Source organism: Bacteroidota bacterium (assembly GCA_034439655.1).
Lineage (GTDB): Bacteria > Bacteroidota > Bacteroidia > UKL13-3 > UKL13-3 > CANJUD01.
The window spans coordinates 1-9,147 of record JAWXAU010000162.1 but is presented as its reverse complement, the minus strand read 5'-3'; the positions used below and the strand labels follow the sequence as shown (position 1 = coordinate 9,147).

Below are 9,147 nucleotides of genomic sequence, written 5' to 3'. Positions count from 1 at the left end.
GCCTCGTCGTCGGCCATTTCTACAAAAGCAAAACCACGAGGTCTGCCACTGAAATTGTCTTTGATGATCTTTGCTGATGTTACCTCACCATGTTGTGAAAACAGGGACATCAAATCATCCTCGGTAGCCTGATGGCTGAGGTTTCCAATGTAAATAGTCATTTGTGTAATTTAGTTTAATTTATACTTTCCCTTTTGTTTGTTTTAGTATTAGGGTAAGTAAGGCAAAGGTATGTGGGCAAGTTCAATGTTGTTTTTTTTGCCCTATTTTTTTTTACTTTTTTAATTAAAATACTGATGTTTAGGTTTTTAAATTTCTGAATTTAGACTTTAAGCACTTATATTGCCCCCAAGAAAGCATTTTATTTCAAGCATCTCGTCTATTCTTGTTTCTACAAATGTTTGAATGATAGGGGGTAATGGATTGGAATTGATTGTGGTTGGTTATTATCATCGACCATACCCAGAGACAAGCTCTCACTCTATATATGCTCTGTATACTGCGTTAAAAAATCCCACTGCTTTTCATGTGCCCATGGTTGGTTATTATCACCGACCATACTCAGCTAACTCCCACTCTATATATGTTCCCTATAATGCGTTAAAAAATCCCACTGCTTTTCATCATTTAATTTATAATAAGCAGCAGAAGAATATTTATAGTCTTCTGGCAATTCACATAACCCTTTTTTAACAGGATTATTATGTATATAATCGAGTTTTTGTTCTGCTACAGTTCTATTATACATTATGGTTGATAGAGGTCATCTTTTCCAGAATTGATATTCCCTATCTGCTTGCGTGCTTTTATAGTTTATTAATTCGTATGGATAATTTTTTATCAGATTAAATTTGATTTGTTGTGCGATATCCTTCAAAAACATTTGCTGTATATTCTTACCGATCCAAGCTTCTTGTTTGCACCATAGTAAATGAATATAATTGGGGATGATAACAATACCATATATCCAAACACGTTTATCTGAAACTAGATATCGCATACTATCTATAATGATATTTTTATGGATATCAACTTGCAACAACGGTTGCCAGTTTAAACAGGTTGCGGTAAAAAATTCCATTCCGTTTTCCATAATGCAAAAGTATATATGGTCGAGATAATAACCAACCACGGGCGAAATTTCTTCTGATGGCTATCACGGGTTTTCTTAATCTTTATTAGATTCGGTTATAAATAATTTCCATTTTTCTACCAAGTCTAAAAAATCATCAAAAGGGATTTTTATGAACTCGGTATATTCCTTTTCAATGCCTTATGTATACAATAGCCACTGAAACGCTTCATTCACCATGGGCGTACCATCTTCATTGCCGAGCATGCGACAACCTTGGAGGTCATATACAATATCTACGTCAGCTATCATGATGTGGTCTTTTCTGACACAAACAGCACCCTGCTAAGGAAATCCATTATAATCATTTATAGGCAGCTCGCCACTTTTGCTTGTATTTATCCGAGGTAGTCAAAAAATGTCCCCAGTTTGATATGTATGGGATACCAGTAACAAAGTATATTAAAAGCGTTCTGCCATGACTTTCTTTAAACGCTGGATAGATGAATCTATCATAAAATAATTTTTTATTCATATTATTGGGTGTATAGGCCGTATTAATATTTTCTGTCGCATCTAAATGCATTTCAACCTGCTCATGGTTGGTTATCATCACCCAATAATATATACATTCCTCACTTACGCCTCCCCAATTTCCATAGCGTATTCAATACTAACACCACATCGCTAAAAGCCATGCCCCATGCAGCAAGTAGCGGGCTTAAATAACCCATCGCTGCTAGTGGAATAGCAATAGTATTATAGGCCAATGCCCACCACAAATTTTGTTTGATAGCATCATAAGTATTTTGTCCTACAGTTAATGCATCTATTATAATATCAGGTTCGTTTTTTAATATAACAATATTGGCATGCTCACGGGCTAAATCTGCTGCACCGCCTACCGCTATTCCTATATTTGCTTTGGCCATAGCAATAGTATCATTAATGCCATCGCCTATCATGGCTACTGTTTTAGTTTTAGCAAGTTTCTTAATGATATCTGCTTTTTTACTGGGCAATGCTCGTGCATATACTTTATCAATTCCTAATTTCTTTGCCACGTTATCACATTTAATTTGCGAATCGCCACTAAGTATAATAGTTTCAAAACCTTTTTGTTTGAGCACTTGGACCATTTCTAAAGCACCGGGTTTTAGTTCTTCTTCTAAATTAAATGCAGCTACAATAGTTTCGTTTAAGGTTAAATATATATCCCACTTTACTTTGGGTTCTTTAATGGGTTTTATACTCAATTCTAAACTACCCAATGTATATCGATTGGCAAAGTGGTCAAAGGCTTTCACGCCCATTCCGCTTACTTCTTCTACCTTATCAAACGCAATACTGTGATGCCTCCAATGGTGATAATTTCTCACTATTGTTTGTGCAATGGGATGCGATGAATGCGTCTCCAAAAAATGTATATAATTCTTCGCATCACGTTCGCTAAAATCAAAACTTTCAAATGCACTCACTTTCATTTTGCCACTGGTAAGTGTTCCTGTTTTATCAAATACAATCGCATTTACTTTAGCCAAAGTTTCCAAATGTAATCCGGCTTTTACTATAATTCCTTTGCGGGCAGCCCTGCCCAAACCTACTACTACCGCAAGGGGTGTAGCTAATCCTAACGCACAAGGACATGATATAACCAATACCGCAACTGCACGCATCAAACTTTGTCCCCAACTCAAATCTACTATATAATGATTGGCTAATAAAGTAATCAATGATATAACACAAACTGCGGGAACAAATACGGCACTTATCTTGTCAGCCAATAATTGTATTTCTGGTTTTTGGCTGCTGGCTTTTTCTACTTCACTCACAATTCTACTAAGTGTACTATCACTAAAATTGCTGGTCGCCGTAATTTTGAGCCAACCTTCATTTAATAAACTTCCGCCAATTACTTTATCGCCCAAGTTCTTTTTCATACCAGGACTTTCACCGGTTAGCAAACTTTCATCAACGATAGCTTTGCCATTTATAATAATACCATCTGCTGGAATTTGGCTGCCTGTTACTACCATCAAGGTGTCTCCTTTCTTTATCTGTCGGGCATCTACTTCAATTTGTTCCTCTTTGCCACTCAGCAAATCATATAATAGTTTGGTGGCTTTAAGTGGGGTACTGGCTTTCAATAAATCGAGATTTTTTGTAGTTTGAGCAACTGCTCTTTTTTCTATATAAGAACCCAGCATCACAAATGATATAATACTTGCAGTGGTTTCAAAAAATATATAATTGTGGTCGCCATCGAAAATTAATAGGCCCACCAAACTATATATAAATGATGCCAAAGCCCCCAACATGATTAATACATTCATATTCGGTGAAAGTCCTTTCACACTAGCCCATGCCGATTTTCCATATACCCAAATTCCAGCAGCTAAAACAGGCAAACAAATAATAAGTTGAAACCACGGATTGTGTAATAAATGTATACTCACAAACATGTGAGAAAGTAATATAATCGTAAAGGGAAGTGTGAGCAGAAATAGGTTTTCTACTTTATTATACCATGCAGATTTTTGTTTTATAATGCTTGCAGTGTAACCCAATTTCTGAATAGAAGGTATAATACTTTTTAAGGGAATGTGTTTAGAATTTTGAAACGTAGCTTTTGCACTCACAAAATCTACATATACTTCCTCTAGCCCTTTTTTCTCAAGCTCTTTGCGTACAGAATCTGCACAGCCTTGACAATGCATACCTTGTACAATCAGCTCCTCTTGCATATACCCCTTTAGCTGTTTCTAATTACTTGATATATGCCATCCACTTCCGATATTTTTTGTATAATATCATCGAGATGATTGGTATCATATATATATAATGAAATACTTCCTTCAAATCGTCCATCCACGGTATCAATACTGATAGATTTCATATTCACTTGCATTTGCTTGGATATAATATCTGTGATTCCCTGCACAATTCCCACCGAGTCTGTTCCCACAATACTTATATTGGTAAGGAATGATTTTTCGCTTACCGCACCGCCTTTCGACCAACGAGCTTTGAGCACTCTATACCCATAGGTCGACATCATTTTGGGAGAATTTTTACAATTAGTACGGTGAATTTTAATTCCATCACCAACGGTTACAAATGCAAATATATCATCGCCAGGAATGGGTGCACAACAGGTGCTAAGTGAATAATCCAAGTCAGTATCATCATCACCTATAATAATAGTATCGGGTCTCACCAAATCTTTTTGTTTGGCTTTCAATGCTATTTCTCGAGCCTTGTCTTGGCTTTTATTATCGGTAGTTTGACGTGGTTTTTCGGCAAGCGTTTCTTTTAAATTCAAGGTAGTTTTATCAATAGAACCTTTGCCGACCAAATAGAAAAAATCTAGAGAACTTTTCAGGTCGAAATGTTTTACCAATTTTTCTATATCATCATGTGTCATTTCTATCCCACTATTCCTAAACCTTCGTTTGATGGACTCTTCGCCCTCCTCGGCCACTTTATGTATTTCCTCTTTCAAATAATATTTTATACGACTTCTAGCTTTGCCAGTAACCACAAAATTGAGCCAGTCTTCATTGGGTTTTTGCTTTTGCGAAGTGAGTATTTCTATAGTATCCCCATTCTGTAATTTATAACTTAAGGGCACTAATTTATTATTCACTTTAGCACCTATACAGTGGTTACCCACATCGCTATGGATATCAAAAGCAAAATCGAGTGCTGTAGCATTTTGTGATAGTTTTTTAAGAGAACCTTTGGGCGTAAAAACAAATACTTCTTCGCCCATAAAATTCAGTTGGAAATCATCAATAAAATCCAACGCACTTGCTTCTGGATTCTCGAGTGTCTCTCGCACTTTTGCAAGCCAATCTTCCAATCCACTATCAGTTTTCACGCCTGCTTCTTTATATTTCCAGTGTGCTGCATAACCCTTCTCGGCAATATCATCCATGCGGGATGTACGTATTTGCACCTCTACCCATTTTCCATCATGACTTAGAACTGTTGTGTGCAAACTTTCATATCCGTTCGATTTTGGATGTGTGATCCAATCACGGTATCTGGCAGGGTTCAAAGTATAATTGTCGGTAAGCAATCCATATATTTGAAAACAATCAGCCTTTTCCCTTTCAAGCGGAGAATCCACAATGATACGAATGGCAAATAAATCATATACTTCTTCAAAAGGTATTTGTTGTTTTTGCATCTTTTTCATGATGCTAAATATACTTTTTGGCCTACCAATTATCTCGTACTTTAAGCCCAAAGTTTGAAGTTTATGATCCAAATCTTCAATAAATTTTTTGATGAACCTATTGCGTTCTTGCTTGGTTTCAGAGAGCTTGGCAGCTACCAGTTTATACTGATTACTCTCGGTGAATTTGATTGACAAATCCTCAAGCTCCGTTTTCATGGCATATAGTCCAAGCCTATGGGCAAGTGGTGCATATATATATAATGTTTCGCTGGCAATTTTAAGTTGCGTATTACGACTCATGCTCTCCAGCGTTCGCATATTATGCAATCGGTCAGCAAGTTTTAATATAATAACACGCACGTCATCGCCCAAGGTGAGCAGCATTTTGCGGAAGTTCTCCGCTTGCAAACTATTGGTTTGTTCATTGAAAACCGATGCTGAAATTTTGGTGAGCCCATCTATAATACTTGCTACCTTGGCACCAAATTGCTTTTTGATGGTAGGCAAAGTTATATAAGTATCTTCGACAACATCATGCAACAGAGCACAAACCACACTGGTAGTGCCTAATCCAATTTCTTCGGCAGCAATTTTGGCAACGGCGAGCGGATGGTATATATAAGGCTCACCGCTCTTGCGTCTCATATCTTTGTGTGCCTCCAGAGCCATGTCAAATGCTTTGCGGATGAGTTCCTTGTCGCCTTTTTCTAAGGTCGATTTACAAGCTTTCAGTAATTGCCTGTACCTTTTTAATATCTCCGCTTTCTCGTGTGCGGCCTGATCTATTTTTGCTTGGTCCATAATATAGTGTTCAAAATTAGCAATGATTTGCCAAAAAGCAATTTCTTCCTCCTGTTTGTCGCTTGCAAAATATAAACAATTAGAAGAGAAAGTTAGTTTTAGCGAAGTTCTTCCCTGTGCATAACCTTGAGGCCGCGTAAAAAAAGGAATGGGTATTCTGCAAAAAATAACTGTTATTCGTAGCTTGAAGTGAATTTTCCTCAAAAGCTATATAAAAACCCGTTTACCTATTTAGTTGTGCTTGCTATATCAGTAGCAACCCTCAGCTATTTTGACCCGTATGGAGGTATCACGATGGATGCCCCTTGGTATTTGAGACTGGCAGAGAGTATTAAAGATGGGAATGGGTTTGCGGTAATGACCCCCGATTATATATATTATAATGAGCCTCAGAATTTTTTTATATGGCCACCGCTGTATCCCATGTTGACAGGATACTTGGCTTTGCTAACAAATTTACCAGTATATATTGCTATCAAAATTGTGAATTTGATTTTTGTGGGAATTACGATTATTTTGTTGCAGAAGTATTATAAACAGCAGGCCCCTGTTTATATATTGATAATATTTCATGCAGGATTTTTTGATATGGTTTATCAGGGTTGGAGCGAAGTGCCCTTTACTTGTGTCTTAATATGGTTTTTATTGGCGGTGCAAAAATTCTTGACTAGTAGCAAACCGCTCAAATGGTCTATTGTCATAGCTTTAGCGAGTATGAGTGCAATTGGTTTACGTTATTTAGGTATTATAACTTTGCTGCCGTTTTGTTATTTAATTTACAAAACCTACAAGCAAAAGGACAAACAAAAACTAAATAGTATTGCCGGTGTATTTATTATAATTGCTTTAGCTGAATTATCTTTTATATGGTTTAATTATTTTGCTAAAAATAAATTGAGTGGTTATGATTGGAACCCCAGTATTTCAGAACTTGCAGACTTTGGAATCAGTTTCTTTCTGCAAATAGTTAATTGTTTCGATTTTCTCTTTTGCTATAGTTTGAACAGTTGGTATGAAAAGCTTTTTAGTCTCACGGTAGTAGGAATGATTATATATAGAATTGTTAAATCGAAATTATATATCGAATCCAAAAAATCGGAGGATAAAGCAATATTTATTTCGGCTTTGATATTGGGAATTTCCTATATCGTAATCCCTTTACTGATGCGTAACAGTTACGCCATTGGCCTGAATCAGCCTAGATTTTTTATAGTAGCAACTATTATGCTCTTGTTTGGACTTTTGCATTTTTACCATCTGAGAATTTCGTATAAGTTTTTATTTTATACAGTATGTATTATTTTTGCCATTAACGGCGTCGGCAAAAGTTTATATATGATTCAGTACTTAAAATCGGAAACATTTATAGAACGATATGAGCATTTGGTTAAAAAATACAAAACCTTAGAGCCTGGATCAGCAGTGGCTTTTGCAGATAAGTGGCTAGAGTTTATGCGAACCGATTTATATGTAATCTCACCCTATGAAAATGTGATGAAAAATTTGTCACCTTCATTGCCTCAGTTTGAAAAGCAAATTATGAAACATCCAGGACCTGTATATTTTGAAGTTATTAAAAATGGAGATAATAGAATGTTCCGTTATAATCCTGATATCACAAATTTCCATAAGAAAAATCAAGACAAGGAGTTTGTAAAAATTAAATAATGAGCGAGAAATTATTATATAAATTTGCGATACTATTAACCTTGCTTACTTTGGTGTGCATGGGAGCAAACTATTATATTCATCCACTTCCTACCCACGATGGTGTTTGGACGTTAACGCCTGTATTCTCAGCTATTCAAGGGTATTGGGCTGAGGATATTTTTACAGGATATCGTTTACCCTTACTGCATTATTATTTGAAGATACCGTTCTATTTAATCATGGGGAATAGTATATATGGGCCTTTTATTTTAAATAGCATCATCAATTTATTATATGTATTTGTAATCGTGAAATTAGCGAAGAAATTCGATCTTCCTAGGTTGCAAAGTTGGCTTATTGTAGGATTATTTATTAGTTGTAATACTTTCATTAGTTTACGGCCTGAACATTTGATTAATCTGTTTTTATTATTATACTATGGCTTCCACAGTCGCATCAAAAAGGAGTGGGTGCATATTGTGATTAGTCTATTATTTCTGGCTCTTCACCCTGCGGCGGGATTGTTTGCGATATTATTTAATATCACCAATTCAAAGTACGCCATCAAAAATATTCTGCTCGATTTGGGTGTATTGGCTATAAGTATACTAGCTATTATTTTTATATTTCCTGAGTTTGTACAAACTATGCTTTATACAATGGAATCCAGGTTTGAAGGGAATTTGCACTTGCCTTTGTTTAGCTTTATTAAATCTTGTATTTTTATCAATTTTTATTATATATATCGTTGTGTTGCGGGTAATAATATGAAAAGGGATTTGCTGCAGTGGCTAGTTTTTGTGATACTTGCAACCTTATTGGGCAAAGATTATTATTATGATTATGTAGTAGTGTTTGTATTATATAAATGTATTTCGATGCCACATAAAAATGAGTACAATAGCTTACAAACTGTTTTGACCTTGGTGTCTGTTTGTGTTTTCCCAGTTTGGCATTTGTGTTTGCAGGTTCAGAACAATTCTGCTGAAAGTAATTTGAAACAAATATTATACAAAATAGGTGAAGTTGTTTCACAAAATGATAGGCTTTATGAGGTTCCTATGGAATTTGCCTTGTCAGCAATGGGCAATCAAAATGTGATTCTGGAGTATCATAATTTGGAAAACGGCACCTATGAGCCCTTGCTTAAAAACCGCCATGCGAGTAGACTCGTTACTGAAAAAAAACAAGTTTCGCAAAGTCCTGAAACCCATGCTGTGCAATGGATTCCTATAGAGCCCAACCAAAAATATTGCTTATTTGAAATCCCTTCTTTGCCTCATTAATTTTTCGCCCTATATTAGTACCCCGAAAACGGCGAGGTAGCTCAGTTGGTTAGAGAACAGCCCACCGCGGCGGGCATAACCCTGAGGTCGGCGGATCCCCGTCGTCTACGAAAATATTTATTATCATAGACTACCCACTCTCAGAAGAGGCTGGT

At 36.1% G+C, this 9,147-nt stretch carries 8 protein-coding genes; 2 read left to right on the top strand and 6 right to left on the bottom strand.

The features are described from left to right. The 6 genes from SGJ10_12155 to SGJ10_12130 form a co-directional block, all read right to left on the bottom strand. The coding region (locus tag SGJ10_12155; GenBank protein MDZ4758874.1) for an RNA-binding protein at positions 1–161 on the bottom strand (161 nt) is incomplete at its 3' end. Positions 162–577: 416 nt separating this feature from the next. After that, positions 578–748, bottom strand: a complete 171-nt coding sequence (locus SGJ10_12150) for a hypothetical protein (GenBank protein MDZ4758873.1) — start codon at positions 746–748, stop codon at positions 578–580. A gap of 15 nt (positions 749–763) precedes the next feature. Continuing rightward, positions 764–1,093, bottom strand: coding sequence for a hypothetical protein (locus SGJ10_12145; protein ID MDZ4758872.1), 330 nt, complete (start codon positions 1,091–1,093; stop codon positions 764–766). A gap of 343 nt (positions 1,094–1,436) precedes the next feature. Next, the gene (locus SGJ10_12140) at positions 1,437–1,685 is read right to left on the bottom strand and encodes a hypothetical protein (GenBank protein MDZ4758871.1); all 249 of its coding nucleotides are present in this window, start codon (positions 1,683–1,685) and stop codon (positions 1,437–1,439) included. 22 nt (positions 1,686–1,707) lie between these two features. Further along, complete coding sequence (locus tag SGJ10_12135; protein MDZ4758870.1) at positions 1,708–3,816, bottom strand: cation-translocating P-type ATPase; 2,109 nt, start codon at positions 3,814–3,816, stop codon at positions 1,708–1,710. 8 nt (positions 3,817–3,824) lie between these two features. Further along, positions 3,825–6,056, bottom strand: a complete 2,232-nt coding sequence (locus tag SGJ10_12130) for a RelA/SpoT family protein (protein MDZ4758869.1) — start codon at positions 6,054–6,056, stop codon at positions 3,825–3,827. 237 nt (positions 6,057–6,293) lie between these two features. Between SGJ10_12130 and SGJ10_12125 the strand changes: the two genes are divergently transcribed. Both SGJ10_12125 and SGJ10_12120 read left to right on the top strand, forming a co-directional pair. Next, positions 6,294–7,724 (top strand): hypothetical protein, encoded by a 1,431-nt coding sequence (locus tag SGJ10_12125; GenBank protein MDZ4758868.1) that lies wholly within the window; start codon positions 6,294–6,296, stop codon positions 7,722–7,724. Continuing rightward, on the top strand, positions 7,724–8,992 hold the full coding sequence (locus tag SGJ10_12120; GenBank protein ID MDZ4758867.1) for a hypothetical protein: 1,269 nt from the start codon (positions 7,724–7,726) through the stop codon (positions 8,990–8,992). Before SGJ10_12125 ends, SGJ10_12120 begins: the two co-directional genes overlap by 1 nt. Positions 8,993–9,147: the final 155 nt, after the last annotated feature.

What these genes read in the sequence shown, in the direction of transcription:
- SGJ10_12145 (MDZ4758872.1), bottom strand. Translation starts at nt 1,093, where the DNA reads ATGGAAAACGGAATGGAATTTTTTACCGCAACCTGTTTAAACTGGCAA.
- SGJ10_12140 (MDZ4758871.1), bottom strand. Translation starts at nt 1,685, where the DNA reads ATGATAACCAACCATGAGCAGGTTGAAATGCATTTAGATGCGACAGAA.
- SGJ10_12150 (MDZ4758873.1), bottom strand. Translation starts at nt 748, where the DNA reads ATGTATAATAGAACTGTAGCAGAACAAAAACTCGATTATATACATAAT.
- SGJ10_12130 (MDZ4758869.1), bottom strand. Translation starts at nt 6,056, where the DNA reads ATGGACCAAGCAAAAATAGATCAGGCCGCACACGAGAAAGCGGAGATA.
- SGJ10_12135 (MDZ4758870.1), bottom strand. Translation starts at nt 3,816, where the DNA reads ATGCAAGAGGAGCTGATTGTACAAGGTATGCATTGTCAAGGCTGTGCA.
- SGJ10_12120 (MDZ4758867.1), top strand. Translation starts at nt 7,724, where the DNA reads ATGAGCGAGAAATTATTATATAAATTTGCGATACTATTAACCTTGCTT.